Origin of the sequence: Clavibacter sp. B3I6 (genome assembly GCF_030816895.1) — a bacterium.
GTDB lineage: Bacteria > Actinomycetota > Actinomycetes > Actinomycetales > Microbacteriaceae > Clavibacter.
The window spans coordinates 3039948-3058527 of sequence record NZ_JAUSYL010000001.1 but is presented as its reverse complement, the minus strand read 5'-3'; the positions used below and the strand labels follow the sequence as shown (position 1 = coordinate 3058527).

19 protein-coding genes are annotated in these 18580 nt (G+C 74.8%); 5 read left to right on the top strand and 14 right to left on the bottom strand.

Translation table 11 applies throughout. The features are described 5' to 3' along the window. Nucleotides 1-861: a TetR/AcrR family transcriptional regulator gene (locus QFZ62_RS14765; protein ID WP_307507238.1), complete on the top strand. Its 861-nt coding sequence runs from the start codon at nt 1-3 to the stop codon at nt 859-861. Here QFZ62_RS14765 and QFZ62_RS14760 read toward each other — a convergent pair. The 4 genes from QFZ62_RS14760 to QFZ62_RS14745 all read right to left on the bottom strand — a co-directional run bounded on the left by QFZ62_RS14760 (nt 858) and on the right by QFZ62_RS14745 (nt 4347). Further along, the gene (locus QFZ62_RS14760) at nt 858-1448 is read right to left on the bottom strand and encodes a GDSL-type esterase/lipase family protein (RefSeq protein ID WP_307507235.1); all 591 of its coding nucleotides are present in this window, start codon (nt 1446-1448) and stop codon (nt 858-860) included. The genes QFZ62_RS14765 and QFZ62_RS14760 overlap by 4 nt on opposite strands. Before the next feature lie 68 nt (nt 1449-1516). Continuing rightward, on the bottom strand, nt 1517-1966 hold the full coding sequence (locus tag QFZ62_RS14755) for a hypothetical protein (RefSeq protein ID WP_307507233.1): 450 nt from the start codon (nt 1964-1966) through the stop codon (nt 1517-1519). Then, complete coding sequence (locus QFZ62_RS14750) at nt 1963-3489, bottom strand: SDR family oxidoreductase (RefSeq protein ID WP_307507231.1); 1527 nt, start codon at nt 3487-3489, stop codon at nt 1963-1965. Before QFZ62_RS14750 ends, QFZ62_RS14755 begins: the two co-directional genes overlap by 4 nt. Before the next feature lie 96 nt (nt 3490-3585). Next, nucleotides 3586-4347 carry an SRPBCC domain-containing protein gene (locus QFZ62_RS14745; RefSeq protein WP_307507228.1) on the bottom strand — a complete coding sequence of 254 codons (762 nt, stop codon included), beginning with the start codon at nt 4345-4347 and terminating at the stop codon, nt 3586-3588. A gap of 194 nt (nt 4348-4541) precedes the next feature. Here QFZ62_RS14745 and QFZ62_RS14740 point away from each other — a divergent pair, with 194 nt between their 5' ends. Beyond that, complete coding sequence (locus QFZ62_RS14740; protein WP_307507225.1) at nt 4542-5480, top strand: ROK family protein; 939 nt, start codon at nt 4542-4544, stop codon at nt 5478-5480. A 61-nt stretch (nt 5481-5541) separates the two neighbouring features. Here QFZ62_RS14740 and QFZ62_RS14735 read toward each other — a convergent pair whose 3' ends face one another. Both QFZ62_RS14735 and QFZ62_RS14730 read right to left on the bottom strand, forming a co-directional pair. Continuing rightward, nucleotides 5542-7143 (bottom strand): PHP domain-containing protein, encoded by a 1602-nt coding sequence (locus QFZ62_RS14735; RefSeq protein ID WP_307507223.1) that lies wholly within the window; start codon nt 7141-7143, stop codon nt 5542-5544. A gap of 140 nt (nt 7144-7283) precedes the next feature. Further along, nucleotides 7284-8543, bottom strand: coding sequence for a CynX/NimT family MFS transporter (locus QFZ62_RS14730; protein WP_307507219.1), 1260 nt, complete (start codon nt 8541-8543; stop codon nt 7284-7286). Between the two features lie 37 nt (nt 8544-8580). On the opposite strand from QFZ62_RS14730, the gene QFZ62_RS14725 reads away from it, so the two are divergent. Continuing rightward, a complete protein-coding gene (locus QFZ62_RS14725) occupies nt 8581-9279 on the top strand; it encodes a maleylpyruvate isomerase family mycothiol-dependent enzyme (protein ID WP_307507216.1) in 699 nt (232 codons plus the stop codon). On the opposite strand, the gene QFZ62_RS14720 is transcribed toward QFZ62_RS14725, so the two are convergent. From QFZ62_RS14720 to truB, 4 genes are read right to left on the bottom strand one after another with little or no spacing between them, the layout of a single operon-like run. Beyond that, nucleotides 9276-10208 carry a bifunctional riboflavin kinase/FAD synthetase gene (locus tag QFZ62_RS14720; protein WP_307507213.1) on the bottom strand — a complete coding sequence of 311 codons (933 nt, stop codon included), beginning with the start codon at nt 10206-10208 and terminating at the stop codon, nt 9276-9278. The two genes, QFZ62_RS14725 and QFZ62_RS14720, sit on opposite strands and share 4 nt — an antisense overlap. A 2-nt stretch (nt 10209-10210) precedes the next feature. After that, nucleotides 10211-10672 carry a hypothetical protein gene (locus QFZ62_RS14715; RefSeq protein ID WP_307507211.1) on the bottom strand — a complete coding sequence of 154 codons (462 nt, stop codon included), beginning with the start codon at nt 10670-10672 and terminating at the stop codon, nt 10211-10213. A 38-nt stretch (nt 10673-10710) separates the two neighbouring features. After that, nucleotides 10711-11079, bottom strand: a complete 369-nt coding sequence (locus QFZ62_RS14710) for a hypothetical protein (protein ID WP_307507209.1) — start codon at nt 11077-11079, stop codon at nt 10711-10713. Further along, nucleotides 11076-12035, bottom strand: a complete 960-nt coding sequence (truB, locus tag QFZ62_RS14705; RefSeq protein WP_307507207.1) for a tRNA pseudouridine(55) synthase TruB — start codon at nt 12033-12035, stop codon at nt 11076-11078. The genes QFZ62_RS14710 and truB overlap by 4 nt, the downstream gene beginning before the upstream one ends. A gap of 85 nt (nt 12036-12120) precedes the next feature. Here truB and QFZ62_RS14700 point away from each other — a divergent pair, with 85 nt between their 5' ends. Then, nucleotides 12121-13116 carry a ketopantoate reductase family protein gene (locus QFZ62_RS14700; RefSeq protein WP_307507204.1) on the top strand — a complete coding sequence of 332 codons (996 nt, stop codon included), beginning with the start codon at nt 12121-12123 and terminating at the stop codon, nt 13114-13116. Nucleotides 13117-13147: 31 nt separating this feature from the next. Here QFZ62_RS14700 and QFZ62_RS14695 read toward each other — a convergent pair whose 3' ends face one another. Beyond that, nucleotides 13148-13726, bottom strand: coding sequence for a hypothetical protein (locus QFZ62_RS14695; protein WP_307507202.1), 579 nt, complete (start codon nt 13724-13726; stop codon nt 13148-13150). Nucleotides 13727-13764: 38 nt separating this feature from the next. Between QFZ62_RS14695 and QFZ62_RS14690 the strand changes: the two genes are divergently transcribed. After that, complete coding sequence (locus QFZ62_RS14690; protein WP_307507199.1) at nt 13765-14643, top strand: A/G-specific adenine glycosylase; 879 nt, start codon at nt 13765-13767, stop codon at nt 14641-14643. Between the two features lie 70 nt (nt 14644-14713). Here QFZ62_RS14690 and rbfA read toward each other — a convergent pair whose 3' ends face one another. The 3 genes from rbfA to QFZ62_RS14675 form a co-directional block, all read right to left on the bottom strand. Next, complete coding sequence (gene rbfA, locus QFZ62_RS14685; RefSeq protein WP_307507196.1) at nt 14714-15229, bottom strand: 30S ribosome-binding factor RbfA; 516 nt, start codon at nt 15227-15229, stop codon at nt 14714-14716. A 127-nt stretch (nt 15230-15356) separates the two neighbouring features. After that, a complete protein-coding gene (infB, locus tag QFZ62_RS14680) occupies nt 15357-18185 on the bottom strand; it encodes a translation initiation factor IF-2 (protein ID WP_307507194.1) in 2829 nt (942 codons plus the stop codon). Between the two features lie 96 nt (nt 18186-18281). Further along, nucleotides 18282-18575, bottom strand: a complete 294-nt coding sequence (locus tag QFZ62_RS14675; RefSeq protein ID WP_307507192.1) for a YlxR family protein — start codon at nt 18573-18575, stop codon at nt 18282-18284. Nucleotides 18576-18580: the final 5 nt, after the last annotated feature.

Here is an 18580-nt window from a genome sequence, read left to right as displayed (position 1 = left end):
GTGTCACGGAGGCTGATCGCCGAGGCGGCCCTCGAGGTCGGGCTCAGCACCCTCACGCTCACCTCCCTCGCGCAGCGCCTCGGCGTCGACCACTCGACCCTGTACCGGCACGTCGCGAGCCGGGACGACATCGTCCTCCTCGCCTGCGACACCGCCCTCGCGGCCATGGACTGGCCGCTCGTGCCCGACTCCCCCGCCGACGTGCTCGCCGCCCCCGACGACGGGTCGTGGCGCGCTTACCTCGAGCAGGCCGTCGAGCGCGTGTGGGACATGTACGACCGCCACCCGGGGCTCGCGAGCGCGATCCACCACCTCGAGACCGCGCCGGACCAGGTCGTCCTGCGGTTCACGGGCGCGATCCGCGACCTCACCCGCATGGGCTTCCCGGAGGCGGAGGCCGTGCTGGTCCTCGACACGGTGCTCGACATCGCGGTCGAGTCCTACGTCGGCTGGGAGCGCGTGCTCGCCGTGGCGGGCGGCGGGGACGACCGGCCCGCCTCGTCCTCGCCCATCGTGGACGCGACGATGCCCGCCTCGATGGGCCGCGGGCTGCTCGCCCTGGCCGCGGACGGCATCGCCGCCGACCGCGTGGCCGACGCCGACGCGGCGTCCTCCCCGCACGCCTCGCGCCGGGGCACCCCGGCGCACTCGTCCGGCGCGCCGGACGCCGTGCACGCCCGGGAGGAGGAGGCCCAGCGGAACGCCCTCGGCACCGTGGACCGCGTCACCGCGCGCTTCGCGGGCGAGGTGTCGACCGGATCCGCCGCGACGCCCCGGGACTGGTGGCGGCGCAAGCTCGCCGTGGTCCTGGCGGGCGTGGCGGAGCTGCGGTCCGCCGGCCCGGGCGTCGACGCCCGCTAGGGGCCGGCCGGATCCGTGTGCTGGTCCGCCGCAGCGGGGGCGGGCTCCGCGAGCACCGGCCCGAGCACGGCACGCACCGCGGCGACCCCGTCGGCGTTGAGGTGCAGCCGGTCGTCGGTGAGGGTGGGGTCGAGCTCGCCGTCGCCGAAGCCGAGGGCGGGCCAGAGGTCCACGTGCTGCGCGCGGACCGCGGGCGCGTACTGGCGGATGTGCACGTTGACCACCCGGATCCGCTCGGCGTGCTCGCGCCCGCGCGGCGGCACCGAGAGCACGAGGATCCGCGCCGCGGGCAGGTCGCGGCGGAGGTGGGCCAGGATCGTCTCCAGCGCGCGGACGGTCTGCTCGGGTCCGCGTCGCTTGGCGCCGAGGTCGTGCGTGCCGCAGGAGACGACGACCGTCGCGGGATCCTGGGCCACCACCTCGGGCAGCAACGCGAGCACGTCGTCGGTGATCTGGCCGGGCCGGCCCAGGTCGACGACCGACGCGCCGCCCTCGCCGTCGTCCCGGCCGGGGACGATGCCGCCCCAGCCGCCGTCCCCTGCGAGGCTGTCCCCGAGGAGGACGGTCGTGCGCGTGCGCGATGCCATGGATCCGCCTCTCGTCGTGCCCATCATGGTCCCCGCGTCCGGGGATGTCATCGGCCCGACGGGGGAGGTCATCCGCGCGGGCGGCCGAGCGCGCGACGCCACCAGCGTCGCGGACCCGGGGCGGCGACCAGCACGGCGACCGCGACGAGGAGCGGCAGGGACAGGATCGCGGCGACGAGCGCGCCCGCCTGGCCCGGGCTGAGCGCCATCCCGAGCACGTCGACCGTGACGCGCGTGACGGCGCCGTCCGTGAGGTCGGTGATGCTCCGGCTCCCGGCGGCGTCGACCGGCACGGGCGTCCACGCCTCGGAGGCCGCGGGATCCGGCGTGGCCGCCCCTCTCGGCGTCCGCGTCGTCGAGGGCTCCTCGCCCGCGATGATCCCGAGGCCCGCACGCGCCTGCACCGGCCCGGACACGCTCATCGTCACGGCGGTCGCGAGGCCGGCCGAGGCGAGGGCGATGCCCAGGAGGGTCAGGACGATGAGGCCGATGCGCGGGGCCCTCGTCCGCCGGGTCACCGTGCGGCCCCCTCGAGCGGACGGCCGGACTCGCGGCGGCGGGTGGCGGCGAGCGCCTTGCCGGTGATGCGGGTGGCCATCGACGTGAAGATCACGCCGTGGAACGGGAGGATCGCGAACCAGTAGAGCCGCCCGGCGAGGCCGGACGGGAAGAAGATCGCGCGCTGCCGGTAGTCGCTGCCGCCGTCCGCGCGGGGCGTCGCGCTCAGCTCGAGCCACGCCTCGCCCGGCAGCTTCATCTCGGCGCGCAGGCGCAGGGCGGATCCGCGCACGATGTGCTCGACGCGCCAGAAGTCGAGCGCATCTCCGGTCTGCAGCGTGGTCGCGCTGCGTCGTCCGCGACGGAGGCCGACGCCGCCGACGAGCTTGTCCATCCAGCCGCGGGCGGCCCAGGCGACGGGCAGCGAGTACCAGCCGTTGTCGCCGCCGATCGACTCGATGACGGCCCAGAGGTCCTCGGGCGCCGCCTCGGTGGAGCGCTCCTTGAGGTCGAGGTAGACGGTGTGGCCGGCCCAGTCGGGGTCGCTCGGCAGCGGGTCGCTGGGCGCGCCGACGACGACCGAGTCCTTCCAGCTCGTCTCGACGACGCCGTCGCGCATCTTGCCGAGCGCGAGGCGCACGGAGCGGCGGTAGCCCGTGAGGCCGCCCTCGGGGTCGGGGATGTAGGTGGAGATGTCGTGCTCCCCCATGACGCAGTCGTACTGGAGCGACTCGATGATCGGCACGGCGAGCGTGCGCGGGATGGGCGTGACGACGTTGACCCAGTGGGCCGCGAGCCGGGGCGCGAAGATCGGGATGGACGCGATGGGCCGCTGCGGCAGGCCCGCCTCGACCGCGTAGCCGTTCATCATCTGGCCGTAGCGCAGCACGTCGGGCCCGCCGATGTCGAAGGTGCGGTTGAGGTCGGCGGGCAGGTCGGCCGCGGCGACGAGGTAGTAGAGGACGTCGCGGATCGCGATGGGCTGGATGAAGTTGCGGACCCACCCGGGTGCGGGCATGAACGGGAGCACCTCGGTGAGGTGCCGGATCATCTCGAACGACGTGGAGCCGGATCCGATGACGACGCCGGCCTGCAGCGCGATGGTCGGCACCCCGCTCGCGAGCAGCACGTCGCCCACGGCCTTGCGGCTGGCGAGGTGCTTCGAGAGCTCGTCCGTGTCGGGGTGCAGCCCGCCGAGGTACACGATGCGCCCGACGCCCGCGGCGTGCGCGGCCTCGGCGACGTGCTCGGCGGAGGCGCGCTCGGAGGAGGCGAAGTCGCCCTTGGCGCCCATGCCGTGGACGAGGTAGTAGAGGACGTCGACGTCCGCGACGGCGGGGGCGAGCGTGGACGGGTCCCCGAGGTCGCCCTGCACGACCTCCACGTCCTCCCGCCAGGGGACGTCGGTGAGGCGGCGGGGATCGCGCACGAGGACGCGCACCCGGAAGCCGGCCGCGAGGAGGCGGGGCACGAGCCGACCGCCGATGTAGCCCGTCGCCCCGGTCACGAGGGCGAGACGGGAGGCGGCGCGGGGCGATGTCATTCCCTCACGCTAGGCAATCAGCCTGGCAAGGCCCTCCCAGGAGCCGGGACGCCGGATGGACGACGCCCGCGGATCCGGCCTCGCCCCGGCCGCGGCTCAGCCCTCGGCGGACTCGAGCTCGGCGAGGTAGCGGCGCCAGGTGGCCCCGTGCTCGGCCTCGCACGTCGCCCAGTCGACCGGGCGGCCGTGCACGAGGTCCTGCAGCAGGTCGAGGTGCAGGCGCCAGCTGGCCTTGAGGACGTTCGCGATGCCCGCGGGGAGGACGCCCGAGACCGTGACGACGAGCTCCGTCTGCCGGTCGCGCGGTCCGCCGGGCACCTCCTGCAGCCGGAGGTGGAAGCGCGCGGTGACCTCGCCCTCGTGCAGGAACGTGTAGTCGATCGCACGGCCCTCCTCGAAGCGCGTGACGATCCCGCCCGACGCGGAGGCGAGGCTGCGGTCGGGGACCGTCATCCACTCGAACCAGAAGTCGCCGCCCTCCTCCTGGTCGATGGACGCCTCGGCCAGCCAGCCGGAGACCATGTCGGGATCCGAGACCGCATCCCACACGATGAGGGCGGGCAGGTCGATGAGCCGGCGGAACACGAACTCGTACGGCAGGAAGACGGTCGAGCGGCGGGCCTCGGAGAGGACGTCGCCCGGCAGGCCGGGGAAGCGGACGCGGACGTCCTCCCCGCCGTCGTCGAGGCCCCCGGAGGCGGGCATGCCCTCGTCGAGCTCACGGGAGGCGAGCCGTGCCGCGGCGGCGTCGGCGTACTCGAGGGCGGGGGCGAGGGTCCGGCGCACGGACGCCGCGTACCCGGTGCGCGGGTCGGAGGGGTCGTGGGCGTCATGTCCAGGGCGGTGGTCGGGATGCACGGCACGAGCATAGGTGCGGGCAGCCGGATGGAGGATGGATTCCCCACAGGTGGCAGGTCATCGCCAGCCGATCGGCTGACGGGCCAGCCGATCGGCGGAGCCGCTCCGGGCCGCGCGCCGCCGGGGGGCGTGCTCGGCCGCCCGTATCCTGGACGCCGGTGCACGGGCGGATCCGGGACCGGGACAGGACGAAGATGCCTCGCACGCTCGCGCTCGCCGTCGACTTCGGGGGCACCAAGGTCGAGTCCGCGCTCGTGGACGACGAGGGCCGCGTCCTCGCCGGCAGCCGCTTCCGCGGCCCCACCGGGCCCGAGCGCTCGGCCGACGAGCTGCTCGACGCCGTGCTCGGGGTCGCCCGCCGGGCCCTCGCCGCGCTCCCCGACGACGCCGAGCTCATCGGCACGGGCCTCGCGGCCGCCGGCCCCGTCGACGTGCGCCGCGGCCTCGTCTCGCCGCTCAACGTGCCGGCCTGGCGCGACTACCCGCTGCGCGACCGCGTCGCCGAGCTCACGCCCGACGTGCCCACCACCCTGCAGATGGACGGGCTCGCCATCACGCTCGCCGAGCACTGGGTCGGCGCGGGCCGCGGCTACGACGACGTGATGGGCATGATCGTGTCGACCGGGATCGGCGGCGGCCTCGTGCTCGGGGGCCGCACGGTCGCGGGCCCCACGGGGAACGCGGGTCACATCGGCCACGTCGAGGTCGCCGGGTTCGACGACCCGTGCAGCTGCGGCGGCCAGGGCTGCGTGGAGGCCATCGCGTCGGGACCCCGGAGCGTCGCGTGGGCGCGCGCCCGCGGCTGGACCGGATCCACGGGCGAGGACCTCGCCGCCGGCTACCGGGCGGGCGACGACCTCGCCGTGCAGGCGGTGCGGCGTGCGGGCCTCGCGATCGGCCGCGCCGTCGCGTCGGCCAGCTCGCTCGTCGACCTCGACGTCGTCGCCATCGGCGGCGGCTTCAGCCGCGTGACCCCCGACCTCTTCGACATGATCCGCGAGCCGATCGCGCTCCGCGAGCAGTTCGGCTTCGTCACCAAGACGCGCGTCGTGCCCTCCGGCCTCTCGGAGGACGGCCCCATCGTCGGCGCGGGCGCGCTCGTGCACCGCAAGGCGATGGTCCCGAGCTTCTGAGCCGCACCCCGACGCCAGCGCCGCCCCCGAGGAGACGCCGGCGTCCGGGCGCGCGGATCCGCTAGGAGAGCTCGGCGTAGAGCGGGCTCGTGTAGAACCAGAGGTCCTCCCACGGGTCGGCGTCGCCGACCACGTCGATGGCGGGACCCGCGGGGTCGATCGCCGCACCGAGGAAGCCGGGCTGCTGGCGCTTGCCGTCGGTGCCGCGGAGGCGCACGTAGAAGCGGTCGCCGGGCGGGGTGATCTCGAGCGACAGGCGGTACCCGCCGGGGATCGCCGTGAGCCGCGACACCGGGAGCTGCGCGACGACGCGGGTGGCGGGCGCGGTCGTCGCGTCGCGGTCAGCGGCGGGCCCGTCGATGCGGCCGACGATCACGTCCACGCGCGCGAGCTCGGGCACGAAGCCGGCGCGGTTCGGGCGCGCCGCCGTCGTGATGTCGGCCGTGACGGTGACCCTGCGGTCGCGCTTGCCGACGAGGGTGCCGCCGAGCGGGACGCTGCGGCCGCGCTCGAGGACGAGGCGCGCGTCGATCGCGTCGACGAGGCCGCCGTGGTCGACCCAGACGCGGCCGGCGCGGATCCCGTCGAGCACCGACGTGTGGTCCTGGCGGACGGCGCCGACGTGCGTGCGGCTGTAGTGACCCGGCCAGAAGTCGTTCTCGTCGGTGTCGACGCCGCCGCGGTAGACGGGGTCCACCATGCGGCCGTCGCGGTCGTAGTCGCTGCCGGGGCCGACCTCGGTGGTGTCGAGGTAGACGTTGTGGCTGTCGCTCGTCGCGGTGACGACGAAGCGCCGGCCCTCGGCGAGCAGGGAGTCCCAGACGCCGCCGACGGTCGCGGTGACCCAGTCGAAGCCGCCCCAGGTGCGGTACGACTCGGCCGGGTAGCCGGGGAACGAGTAGGTGCCGGGGGCGTTGCCGTACAGGCCGCGGGAACCGACCGTGCTGTGCGGGGAGGGCAGGCCGCCCGCCTGGTGGCCGGGCGCGCCCTCCATGCCGAGGACGACGCGGGGGCCGGCGTCCTGCCAGGCGCGCAGCTCGTGCGGGGAGTCGATGCCCTGACGGGAGGGGTGGTTGGGGAGCATCGCGGCGTCCTTGACGCGGCGCGAGGCGACGGCCTGCTCGAGGAAGCGGATCCCCTCGACGGCGAGGGCCTCGTTGGCGGGGGTGCCGTCGCGGGTGCCCTTGACGCGGGCGTCCCAGCGGGCCTCGATCTCCTTCAGGACGCCGATCGCGTCGCCCTGCGGGTGCACGAGCACGGTCGCGTGCTCGGCGCCCGGGATGTTCCACTCCAGTCCGTGGAAGATGACGATCTGCGCGCCGAACTCCTTCCGCGCCTCCTCGATGAAGGGGACGATCGCGTCGACGCTGCCCTTCGTCGAGTGCGGGGTGTTGCCGTGGTCGGTCAGCACGATCCACTGCACGCCGTTCGCGACGGCCTGGCGGATGTGGTCGCGGACGCGGTACTTGCCGTCGTTGCTGAAGAGGGTGTGCACGTGGTGGTCGCCCTCGAGCCACAGGTACCCGCCGACCTTGGCGGGGGCGCCGGCCGCGCGGGCGGCGGGGGCGGATCCGAAGGCGGCGACGGCCACCCCGGCGCCGACCGCGGCGCCTCCCTGGAGCAGGCCCCTGCGGCTCACCGTCGTGCGTGCGTCATTCGTCATGCGTGTCCTCCGTGTCGCTGTGCGGGTGCTTCCGCACCCTGCCGGATGAGGGCGACGACGGGTGGACCGCGGGTGGACGCCCGGCGGTCGGGAGGTGAACGGGGCGGCCGCGGGCCGGAGGGCGGCGGCCGAGGACGCGGCTAGCGCCCGGCGGGCTCGCGGGGCGCGCGCTCCCAGGTGTCCTCGAGCATGCGCGGCTTCGCGAGGTAGAAGCCGGAGGCGCTGGCCACGGCGACCATCGCGAAGAGCATGAGCAGCGGCGCGGTCCAGCCGCCGGAGACCTCGTGCAGCACGCCGAACAGCAGCGGTCCGATCGCGCCGATCGAGTAGCCGATGCCCTGCACGAACCCGCTGAGCGCGACCACTCCCCCGTGCGTGCGGGTGCGCAGGTTGATGAGCACGAAGACCAGCGGGAACAGGAGCGGCCCGAGGCCCGCGGCGGCCACCCAGAGGAGCGGCGCGGCGGCCGGCGCGACCAGGAGGCCCACGTAGCCGACGACGAAGAAGAGGACGCCGAGCTGGATGAGGATGCCCACGTTCCGCATGCGCGCCGCGAGCAGCGGCATGACGATCGCGGTCGGCAGGCCCATGAAGCCGAAGACCGCGAGGAGCACGCCGGACTCGACGGGCGTCTGCCCGGCCGTGTCCTGCAGGAGCGCGGGCAGCCACGCGAACATCGCGTAGGCGTTGAAGGACGACGCGGCCTGGATCCCCACGAGCGCCCACGCGACGGGCGAGCGGAACACGCGTCCCGTGACGGCGGCGGGCGCCTCCTCGACCTGGTCGAGCGCGGCGGCGGCCTCGCGCTCGCGGCGCGTGTCGCGGCGGTGCTGGACGAGCAGGGCGATCCACGGCACGAGCGCCACGACGGCGACCGCGGCCCACGCCCCGATCGCGACGCGCCAGCCCGCGCTGTCGGCCAGCGGCGCGGCGACGAGCGAGGGGACGCCCGTGCTGATCGACAGCATCACGGTCGTGAGCGAGGTGAGCGGCCCGATCCGCCCGGGGAAGTACTTCTTCACGAGCGGCGGCAGGAGCACGTTGCCGAGGCCCATGCCGGCGAGCGAGAGGACCGTACCGATGCCGAAGACGACCACCTGGTCGGATCCGGCCCGCACGAGGTGCCCCACGACCATCCCGAGGAGGCCCACCACCACGGTGAGCTCGAGGCCCAGCCGTCGGGAGATCGCGGGCGCGAGCAGGCCGAAGAGCGCGAAGCAGACGGGAGGCAGGGCGCCGAGCACGCCGATCGCGACGCTGTCGAGGGGGACGTCGCGGCCGATCTCGCCCACGATCGGCGAGAACACGGCCACGGCGGTGCGGAGGTTGAGCGCCACCAGCACGATGCCGACCAGGGCGAGGAGCGCGCCCGCACGGGGAGCTGCGGGGGTCGTCGTCACCACCAGATTCTACGGCGGCCGGAATAGGCTGCGGGCCATGAGCGAGATCTCCCGGCACCTGCCCCTCAGCCAGCGCACGCCCGAGCCGGAGGCGAAGGTCACGGCCGTCTGGAGCGAGGAGATCGCCGACGTCCTCGACCGCACCGCCGACCTCCTCGCGTCCCTCGACGCGGACGGCTGGGAGGCGGCGAGCATGTGCGAGGGCTGGACCGTGCGCGACGTCGCCGGCCACATCGTGTGGCGGGTCGGCGCGAGCAACGCCGCCATGGTGCGCACCGCGGTCGGGTCGATGCGCCGCCGGCCGCACCTCAACCCCATGCGCGTGATGGACGACCTGAGCGCCGACGAGGCCGCCCGCTCCCCCGAGGAGCTGGTTGCCCGAATCCGCGCCATCGCCGCCGGGAAGCGCGCCGGGACGGGCCGGAAGCGCCTGCCGGAGCTGCTCGAGGTCGTCGTGCACGCCTTCGACATCGCGCACGCGCTGAGGGCCGACCTCGAGCTCGACGCCCGGTCGACCGGCGCGGTGGCGGTCGCGCGCGCCGCCATCGCGCCCGCGGCGATCCGCGGCGTGCTGCGGGCGCGCACGCTGCGGGCGTCCGATGCCGGCTGGAGCGTGGGCCAGGGCCCCGTGATCGAGGCGACCGCCTCGACGCTGATCATGTACCTCTTCGGCCGCACGCCCCGCCCCGAGGGCGACGCGGCGCCCGCACCGGCGGCGCCCGCCGGCGACGCCTAGATCCCGAGCACCACGCGCGTGCGGACGACGTCGTCCGTCATCTGGGCGATGAGCGGGTCGCGGCCCTCGTACGCCACCATGCCGCGGATCCGGGCGACGAACACGACCTCGACCTCGTGGTCGTACAGGTCGAGCGTCTCGTCGAGCACGAACGCCTCGACGACGCGCGGCCGCACGCCCGCGAAGGTCGGGTTCGTGCCCACGGAGATCGCGGACGGGTACGTGCGGTCGCCGTCGCGCAGCCAGCCGGCGTAGACGCCGTCGGCCGGGATGAGGCCCTCGGCCTCGGGCGACAGGTTCGCGGTGGGGAAGCCGAGCTCGCGGCCGCGCTTCTCGCCGTGCACGACGAGGCCGCGGACGGCGGGCGCGCGGCCGAGCAGCTCGGCGGCGGCCTCGACGTCGCCGCGGTCCATGAGGTCCCGGATCCACGTGGACGACACCTTGCGGCTGCCGTCCGGCATGACGTCGCCGACGACGACCGTGCGGAAGCCGTGCGCCCGGCCGAGGCGGGTGAGCGCGGCGGCGTCGCCCGCGCCCTGCGCGCCGAAGCGGAAGTCCTCGCCCACCAGGACGACGCGGGCGCGCAGGGCGTCGACCAGCACCTGCTGCACGAACTCCTCCGGGCTCAGGCGCTGGAGGTGCTCGTCGAAGGGGAGCATCAGGGTCGCGTCCACACCGAGCTCGGCGAGCAGCTCGATCTTCTGCCGGTTGCTCACGAGGCTCTGCGGGCGCGCGGCCGGGGCCAGGAGCGCGGCGGGGTGGCGGTCGAACGTGACGACCGCGGAGGACAGGCCCTCGTCGGCGGCGATGGCGAGGAGGCGGCGGATCACCGCGCGGTGCCCCGCGTGCACGCCGTCGAACTTGCCGATCGTGACGGCGCTCGGCCCGAAGCCCTCCGGCACCCGGGCCGGGTCGTGGACGACGAGCACGGTCAGCGGTCCCCGCGCACGGGGCGCTCGTCCACCGCGCTCACCCGCGAGCGCCCGCCGCGGCGCAGCCACAGGAGGCCGAGGACCGGGAGCACGAGCGGGATGAACACGTAGCCGTAGCCGTACACCGACCAGACGCTGTCGTGCGGGAAGAGCTCGGAGTCGACGAGGCTCAGCGTGCCCACGACGAGGACGCCGACGAGCTCGAACGCGATCGTGGCGAACGCGATCCGGTACCAGCGGCGTGCGGCCTCCGGGGTGCGGGCGGGCGCGACGAGCGCGACCGTCGCGACGATGTAGACGATCGCCGCGAGCGCCGAGAGCGCGTAGGCCACGGGCGCCTCGTCGAACTTGGTGAGGATCTGCGTGACCGAGCGACCCGTCGCGGCGAGGGCCAGCAGCCCGTAGAAGAAGACCAGGACCCGCCCGAGGCCGGTCATGCGCGAGTTCCGGGAGTCAGTCATGGCACCTGCGATTATCCCCTACCCGAGGGAGGGGTCGCTCACGCCGACTGGACGTTCCAGATGACGTCCATCCGGTACACCATGATCGCGATCGCGAGGCAGGAGGCGCCGAGGATCAGGGTGCTCCACCGCGTGCGCTCGACGAGCGCCCAGAACATGGCGAGCGGCGGGATCAGGAGGCCGCTCACGAGGTACGCGTAGTACTCGACGAGGTTGCCGGACGGCGCGTTGCCCACGGCGGGCGCCACGATCGCGACCACGAGCTGGCCCACGAGCAGCACCTCCACGAGCGCGGTGGGCCCCATCGTGAGGTCGCTCGGCTTCCGCCCGACGGCGCCCAGCACGAGGCAGAGCACGCCGGCGACGACCGCGACCGCGATCTGCGCGACCGTGAACCAGCCGATCACGATGCGCCCGCCTCGTCGGACGGGAAGTTGACGATGGACGTGCCGGTGCGGCCGCGGAAGCCGACGAGCCCCACGAGGCGGCCGTCGGGCGCGACCGCGGCGAGCGGATCCTCGGTGGGCGCGTCGTCCGGGGTCGTGAGCCTCTTGCCGTGCCCGAGGTCCACGGCCTCCTGCTCGGTGAGGTGCAGCACGTCGAAGAGGCGCCCGGCCGCGTCCGCCGGCGGGATCAGGCGGTCGGCGACCACGAGCTCGTCGATGGCCACGGCGTCGTCCACGAGGAAGGGGCCGACGCGCGTGCGGCGGAGCGCCGTGAGGTGGCCGCCGACGCCGAGCGCGCGGCCGAGGTCGCGCGCGAGGGCGCGCACGTACGTGCCGGAGGAGCAGGTGATGCGGACGTCGAGGTCCAGCTGCGCGCCGTCCTCCCCGCCCTCCTCGGGCTCGACCGCGTCGACGCGGAGCACGTCGAACGCGGAGACGGTGACCTCCCGCGCGGCGAGCTCCACGTCCTCCCCCGCGCGGACGCGGGCGTAGGCGCGCTTGCCATCGACCTTGATGGCGCTCACGGCGCTCGGCACCTGCGAGATGGTCCCGCGGAGGTCGGCGATGGCGCGCTCCACGTCGGCGGCGGCCAGGTCGCGGATCCGGCCCGGCTCCGCGCGCGAGACGACCTCGCCCTCGCGGTCGTCGGTGGTCGTGGCGCGGCCGAGGCGGATGGTCGCGAGGTACTCCTTGTCGAGGCCGACGAGGTAGGTGAGCAGGCGCGTGGAGCTGTTGACCCCGAGGATCATGAGGCCCGTCGCCATCGGGTCGAGCGTGCCCGCGTGACCGACCTTGCGGGTGCCGGCGAGGCGGCGCGTGCGGGCGACGAGGTCGTGGCTCGTCCACTCGCCGCGCTTGTCGATGAGGAGCAGGCCGCTCGCGGTGGAGGGCGCGGCGCGGGGGGTCGGGGTTTCCATGGCCTGACCATCATGCCGTGCCCGGCCGGTCCCCCGGCTCCCGCGGATGCGCCCGCCTAGGATCGGGATGGTCGGAGGAGGACGCGTGCGGATCGGTGTCTTGGGAGCGGGCGCGGTCGGCGGGACCATCGCGGCGCTCCTCGACCGCGCCGGCCACGAGGTCGACGTCACCGCCCGGGGACCGCACCTCCGGGCCGTCCAGGACCGCGGCCTCCGCCTCACCGGCGGCTACGGCGACCACGTCGCGCGCGTCGCGGCGGCCGAGCGGCTGGGGCGTCCGCCCGAGCTCGCCATCGTCGCCACCAAGATCGCCGACGCGCGGGACGCGATGACGGAGAACGCGGGCTGGCTCCGCGGGATCCCCGTGCTGGTCGTGCAGAACGGCCTCTCCGCGCTCACGATGGGCGCCGAGTGCCTGCCGCGCTCCCAGGTGGTGGGCGGGCTCGCGCTCGTCGCCGCATCGCTCACCGAGCCGGGGCTCGTCACCGTGACCGCGCCCGCCGGCCTGCACGTCGGCTCCGCGGACGGCCCGGACGGCGCGGGCGTGGAGCTCGTGCGCCGGGTGCTGGATCCCGTCATGCCCGTCACGGTCGCCGCCGACTTCCGCGGCGCGCAGTGGACCAAGCTCGTCGTCAACGGGATCAACGCCGTGCCCGCCATCACGGGCCTCAGCGTGCAGGCGGTCATCGCCGATCCCGCCCTGCGGCGCATCGTCACGCGCGCCATGCAGGAGACCGTGCGCACGGGCCTCGCGCGCGGCGTCGTCTTCGGTCCGCTCAGCGGACTGACGCACCGCCGGCTCCGGCTGTTCGCCGCGCTGCCCCTCGGCCTCGCCGCGCGGATGCCGGTGATGCTCGCCCGCGGGATGGGGCAGGTGCCGAACCCGGGGTCGACGCTGCAGAGCATCCGCCGCGACCGCCCGACCGAGGTCGACCACCTCAACGGCGCCGTCGCGACCCTCGCGCCCGGCGCCGGCCAGGACGCGCGCGTGAACGCGGCGCTGGTGCAGCTCGTGCACGCCGTGGAGACGAGCGGTCGTCACCTCTCCCCCGCGGAGCTCGCGCGGTCGATCCCGCGCTAGACCGGGAGACCGCGCGCGCCCGGTCGGGTGCTCAGCAGCTGTCGGCGAAGACGCGGCGCGGCAGCTCGGGGTCGGAGACGTCGACGATCATGGTCGCGGCCCGCCGCGGGTTCACCGCCCGGATGTACCGCGCGTGCGCCTCCTGGGCGGCCGAGCCCGCGTCGCCGCCGGACGTCGCGAGCGGCTCGTCCGGCAGCAGCAGGTACACGACGGCGTTCCAGAGCCCGCGCAGCTCCGGGCTCTGCAGGGCGTCGCCGGCCACGAGGAGCACGGCGTCGTCGGGGGCGTCGGCGACGGGATCGCCGTCGGGTCGGAGCGCGAACGCGGTGCCGGCGCGGCGGAAGGGGCGCGCGAGCCCGTCCCGGAGCGCGTCCGCGACCGCAGCCGCAGGCGTCGCACCGTCCCCGGATGCGAAGTCGGCGGCCGACGCGACGTACGCCCCGCGGCCGTCCGCGCGCAGCACGTCGGCGAGGTCGTGCGCGAACGCGACCGGGTCCGCGAGGGGTCCGCCGTCGACCGCGAGGAACGCGCGACCTCGGCCGTAGTTGTGCAGGAACTCGTCCGCGAGCGAGGCGAGGACCTCGGCGCGGGAGGCGCGGTACAGGGGCATGGGACGAGCCTAGGCGCGAAGTCGCCTACGCTGACCGGGTGCCGGAGACCGCCCTCGCCCCGCCCGTGAACGCGTGGTTCCGGGAGAACGCCCGCGACCTGCCGTGGCGGCGCGAGGGGTTCGGCTCGTGGGGCATCCTCGTCAGCGAGTTCATGCTGCAGCAGACGCCCGTGGTGCGCGTGATCCCGCGGCTCGAGGAGTGGCTCGCGCGCTGGCCCGTCCCCGCGGTGCTGGCCGCGACGCCCGCGAGCGAGGCCGTCCGCGCCTGGGGGCGCCTCGGCTACCCGCGGCGCGCGCTCAACCTGCACGCGTGCGCCGTCGCGATCGTCGAGCGGCACGGCGGCGAGGTGCCCGAGGACGTGGACGCGCTGCTCGACCTGCCCGGCGTCGGCCCGTACACCGCCCGCGCCGTCGCCGCGTTCGCCTTCGGGCACCGGCACCCGGTCGTCGACGTGAACGTGCGCCGGGTCCTCGCCCGGGCGGTCGCCGGCCAGGGCGATCCCGGCCCCGCGCGCACCGCCGCCGACCTCGCGGCGATGGCGGCGCAGCTGCCCGACGACGTGGCCGAGGCGCGCGTCTTCAACGCGGGCGCGATGGAGCTCGGAGCGGTCGTCTGCACCGCCCGCTCCCCGCGCTGCGAGGAGTGCCCGGTGCGCGACCTGTGCGCGTGGCGCGCCGCCGGGTACCCGGCGTACGACGGCCCGGCGCGGGTCGTGCAGAAGCGCTACGAGGGATCCGACCGGCAGGTGCGCGGGCTCCTGCTCGCGGAGCTCCGGTCGAGCCACTCCCCCGTGTCCGCCGCCGACCTCGCGACCGCCTGGCCGGAGCCCGTGCAGCGCGAGCGGGCGCTCGACGGGCTCCTCGCCGACGGCCTCGCCGTGCGGCAGCCGGACGGGACCTACGCGCTGCCGAGCTGAGGCGCGTCCGGGACGGCAGGAGGGGACCCGCGTCACCCGACGCGGGTCCCCTCCTGCAGTCCGACGCGGATCAGTGCGCGGGCGCGCTCCCCGGCGCGGCCGGGTCGGCCGGGTCGGCGTCCTCGGCGTCCTCGTCGTCGTCCAGCTCGTCCTCGTCGTCCGCGATCACGCGCGGCTTCACGTACGGGTCCTCGTCGCCCGCGTACACGCCGGCCTGCGCCTGCGTGTGCACGTCGGCGTCGCGGCGTCGCGCCTCCTCGAGGAGCGCCTCGATGGCGGCCGCGTTCTCCGGCACGCCGTCGAGGATGAACTCGAGCGACGGCGTGAGGCGCGCGGTGATGTTCTTGCCCACCTCGCTGCGCAGCATGCCGGTGGCGGACTTGAGGGCCGCGGCCGTGTCGGCGCGCTCCTCGTCGGTGCCGTAGACCGTGTAGAAGATGCTGGCGTGCTGCAGGTCGCCCGTGACGCGCACGTCGGTGACGGTCACGAAGCCGAGCCGCGGGTCCTTGATCCCCCGGTCGAGCTTGCGCGCGACGATCTCCTTGATGCGGTCGGCCATCTTCCGGGCCCTCGCGTGATCGACCATGGTCGACGTCCTTCCGTGACGGGTGCGGCCGGGCGTGCTCGCCCGGCGTCCTGCTCGTGTCCCGCACGGGGCGGGACGGGGAGGGCCCCGCTCCCCTCGTGGGGAGCGGGGCCCGGATCAGCCGAGGCTACGCCCGCGGCTTCTCCTTCATCTCGATCGTCTCGATCTCGTCGCCGATCTCGATGTCGTTGAACTTGCCGAGGCCGATGCCCGCCTCGAAGTCCGTGCGGACCTCGGAGACGTCGTCCTTGAACCGTCGCAGCGACTCGATGGCGAGGTTGTCGCCCACCACCACGCCGTCGCGGATGACCCGCGCCTTGGCGTTCCTGGTGATGGTGCCCGAGCGGACGATGACACCCGCGATGTTGCCGAACTTGGAGGAGCGGAACACCTCCCGGATCTCGGCGACGCCGGACTGGACCTCCTCGTACTCGGGCTTGAGCATGCCCTTGAGGCTCGACTCGATCTCCTCGAGCGCCGAGTAGATGACGCTGTAGAAGCGGATGTCGACACCCTCGCGAGCCGCGCGGGCGCGGGCCTTCGGGTCGGGGCGGACGTTGAACCCGATGATGATCGCGTTGTCGATCGTCGCCAGGTTGACGTCGCTCTCGGTGACCGCTCCGACGCCGCGGTGGATGATCCGCAGCTGCACGGAGTCGTCCACCTCGATCTTCATGAGCGACTCCTCCAGCGCCTCGACGGCACCGGACACGTCGCCCTTGATGATGAGGTTGAGCGACTCGACCTTGCCCTCCTCCAGCGCTCGCGTGAAGTCCTCGAGGCTGATGCGCTTGCGCGACTTGGCGAGCTGGGCGTTGCGCTCGACGGCCTCGCGCTTCTCGGCGATCTGACGGGCGGTGCGGTCCTCCTCGGTGACGAGGAAGGTGTCGCCCGCGCCGGGGACCGACGAGAGGCCCTGGACCTGGACGGGACGCGACGGGTAGGCCTCGTGGACCGCATCGCCGTTCTCGTCCATCATCGCGCGGACCCGGCCGTAGGCCGTGCCCGCCACGATGGCGTCGCCCACGCGGAGCGTGCCCGACTGGATGAGCACGGTCGCGACCGCGCCGCGGCCCTTGTCGAGGCGGGCCTCGATGGCGACGCCGCGCGCGTCCTTGTTCGGGTTGCTGCGCAGGTCGAGCCCGGCGTCGGCGGTGAGCAGGACGGCCTCGAGGAGGTCCTCCACGCCCTTGCCGGTGAGCGCCGACACGTCGACGAACATGACGTCTCCGCCGTACTCCTCGGCGACCAGGCCGTACTCGGTGAGCTGCTGGCGCACCTTGGCGGGGTTGGCCCCCTCCTTGTCGACCTTGTTGACCGCGACCACGATCGGCACGTTCGCCGCCTGGGCGTGGTTCAGGGCCTCCACCGTCTGCGGCATGATGCCGTCGTCGGCCGCGACCACGAGGATCGCGATGTCGGTGACCTGCGCACCACGGGCGCGCATGGCGGTGAACGCCTCGTGGCCCGGGGTGTCGATGAAGGTGATGGCGCGCTCGTAGCCCTCGTGCGGCGCCCAGACCTGGTACGCGCCGATGTGCTGCGTGATGCCGCCCGCTTCGCCCTCGATGACGTTGGCGTTGCGGATGGCGTCGAGCAGGCGCGTCTTGCCGTGGTCGACGTGGCCCATGACGGTGACGACGGGCGGCCGGATCTCCAGCACGTCGTCGTCCTCGTCCTCGAGCTCCTGGTCGAGGTCGATGTCGAAGCCCTCGAGCAGCTCGCGGTCCTCGTCCTCGGGGGAGACGACCTGGATCTTGTAGCCGAGCTCCGCGCCGAGCACGTCGAACGTGGCCTCGTCGAGCGACTCGGTCGCCGTGGCCATCTCACCGAGGTGGAACAGCACGGTCACCAGGTTGCCGGGGCTGGCGTCGATCTTGTCGGCGAAGTCCGAGATGGACGCGCCGCGACGCAGGCGGACGACCGTGTTGCCGTCGCCGCGGGGGACGCTGACGCCACCCAGCGACGGAGCCTCGCGCAGCTCGAACTCGGCCCTCTTCGTCCGCTTCGACTTGCGCGACTTGCTCTTGCCGCCGCCGCGCCCGAAGGCACCGGCGGTGCCGCCACCGGGGCCGCGACCGCGACCGCCGCCACCGGGACGACCGGCGAAGCCGCCGGCCGGACGCTGGAAGCCGCCGGCTGCCGGGGCGCCGGGGCGTCCCGCTCCGCCGGGAGCGCCGCCGGGACGACCCGCACCCGCGGGGCGCTGGCCGAAGCCGACAGGACGTGCGCCCTGGCCGACGCCGCCGGGACGCGGGGCGCCGGGGCGGGGGGATCCGGGACGGGGAGCGGCCGGACGGGGGCCTGCGGCTCCCGCGGCGGGGCGCTGGCCCATGCCCTGGTTGCTCGCGAACGGGTTGTTGCCCGGGCGGGGCTTGGTGCCCATGCCCTGGTTGCTCGCGAAGGGGTTGTTGCCGGGGCGCGGGGCCGCCGGACGCGGGATCCCGGGACGCGGGATGCCGGTGGAGGGGGCGGGCGCGCTGCCGGCGTCCGGGCGCGGGGCGCTCGGGGCGGCGGCGGCGGACGCCTCGGGGGCGGCGGGAGCGGCCTTGGCGGCCTGCGCCTTCTCGTCCGCGACGGCCTTGCGGCCGGCCTCGGCCTGGGCCTGGCGCTCCGCGACGGTCAGCGGGGCGACGGGCGCGGGGACGTCGGACGCCTCGGGGGCGTCGGCGACCGGGGCCGTCGGCTGCGGGCCGGGGGTGGGGCGGCCGCCGGGCTTCGGAGCCGACGAGCGGGCTCCGGGGCGCGGGGCGGACGACGGCGTGGCGGCGGGTGCCGCGGCCTGTCCGGTGAGGCCGGCTGCCTCGAGCGCCGCCTTGAGCTTGCGGGCCACGGGGGGCTCGATGCTCGACGACGGTCCCTTGACGAACTCGCCCATCTCCTTGAGCTTGGCGAGTGCGGTCTTGCTGTCGACGCCGATCTCGGCGGCGATCTCGTGTACGCGTGGTTTTGCCACTGTTCTCCTGTCTGGGGGTCCTCTCCCAGGCAGGAGGGGACCGCTAGTGCTGGACGGATCTCATTTCGAGCCGCTCATTAGTTGTCCATGTGCCGTTCAGCCTGTTCTCTCGGATGCTCGCGCGCTCGGCTGGGCCGCGAGCCGCTCTCGTAGTCCCCCAAGAGCTGCGGGGTCGAGCGCCGCATCGCTCCGCAGGGCCCGCCCGAAGGCCCGCCGCGCGATCGCTCTGTCGATGCACTCGATGGTCGGATGGATCCACGCACCCCGGCCGGCCAGCACAGCACGCTCGTCGACGACGAGGGAGCGGGTGCGGGGATCGGCCACGATCCGCTGGAGAGCGGACCTCGGGGCACGCCGACGACAGCCGACGCACGTTCTTACCGGCTCCATACTAC

Bases quoted from the DNA above. Each gene is read 5' to 3' on its own strand.
- QFZ62_RS14760 (WP_307507235.1), bottom strand. From the start codon at position 1,448: ATGGCATCGCGCACGCGCACGACCGTCCTCCTCGGGGACAGCCTCGCA.
- QFZ62_RS14740 (WP_307507225.1), top strand. From the start codon at position 4,542: ATGCCTCGCACGCTCGCGCTCGCCGTCGACTTCGGGGGCACCAAGGTC.
- QFZ62_RS14725 (WP_307507216.1), top strand. From the start codon at position 8,581: ATGAGCGAGATCTCCCGGCACCTGCCCCTCAGCCAGCGCACGCCCGAG.
- rbfA (WP_307507196.1), bottom strand. From the start codon at position 15,229: ATGGTCGATCACGCGAGGGCCCGGAAGATGGCCGACCGCATCAAGGAG.
- QFZ62_RS14675 (WP_307507192.1), bottom strand. From the start codon at position 18,575: ATGGAGCCGGTAAGAACGTGCGTCGGCTGTCGTCGGCGTGCCCCGAGG.
- QFZ62_RS14735 (WP_307507223.1), bottom strand. From the start codon at position 7,143: ATGACGAATGACGCACGCACGACGGTGAGCCGCAGGGGCCTGCTCCAG.
- truB (WP_307507207.1), bottom strand. From the start codon at position 12,035: ATGGAAACCCCGACCCCCCGCGCCGCGCCCTCCACCGCGAGCGGCCTG.
- QFZ62_RS14750 (WP_307507231.1), bottom strand. From the start codon at position 3,489: ATGACATCGCCCCGCGCCGCCTCCCGTCTCGCCCTCGTGACCGGGGCG.
- QFZ62_RS14715 (WP_307507211.1), bottom strand. From the start codon at position 10,672: ATGACTGACTCCCGGAACTCGCGCATGACCGGCCTCGGGCGGGTCCTG.
- QFZ62_RS14695 (WP_307507202.1), bottom strand. From the start codon at position 13,726: ATGCCCCTGTACCGCGCCTCCCGCGCCGAGGTCCTCGCCTCGCTCGCG.